This window comes from Acidisphaera sp. S103, from assembly GCF_009765975.1.
In the GTDB taxonomy this organism is placed as follows: Bacteria; Pseudomonadota; Alphaproteobacteria; order Acetobacterales; family Acetobacteraceae; genus Rhodopila.
Window position 1 is genome coordinate 45,146 of record NZ_LMUJ01000068.1, and the last position, 637, is coordinate 45,782.

Sequence of the window (637 nt, forward strand, 5' to 3'; positions counted from 1 at the left end):
TGTCGATGTCACCGGCCTGAACAGCGACCCCGTGGCGAACCCGGACACGGCTGGCGTAACTGAGACCAAAACACTGGTGGCGACGGGTAACGTGTTGACCAACGACACAGATCCACTGGGAAAGACGCTGAGCGTCATCGCGGTCAACGGCATCGCGGTCGCCGCGACCGGTACCACGACGATTGTTGGTACCTACGGCACGCTCGTGATCCAGGCCAACGGGCAATACACTTACACCCTCGCCAACAGCCAGGCGAACGTGCTCGCGCTGGCCACGGGCCAAGTGGTGCCCGACGCTTTTAATTACACCATTTCGGACGGCACGACGTACGTCCAGACGACGACGCAGGCGGCTCAGAACCTGATCACCCAGTCAGAGGCCTTCAACGCTTCGCCATGGGCTGCTTTCAGCGCGGGCGTTGCCCCCGGCATCACCGCCAACGTCGCCGCCGGGCCAAATGGGGGTGCCAGCACCGCCGATCAGGTCGCGCTCGCAAGCGCCGATTCCGGTCTGTACTATGCGACCAACGTCTCCGGCATCTACACGTTCAGCGTCTGGGTGAAATTGGTCAGCGGAAGTCCCAACCTCAGCCTAAACTATTACAGCGGTTCGGCGAATACGAGCGACCTGGAAACC

The 637-nt window shown here is 61.9% G+C and carries 1 protein-coding gene; it reads left to right on the top strand.

The annotated features are described in order from the left end of the window. Window positions 1–637: VCBS domain-containing protein (locus GSQ89_RS24900; RefSeq protein WP_216856372.1), on the top strand; the 637-nt coding region annotated here is incomplete at both ends.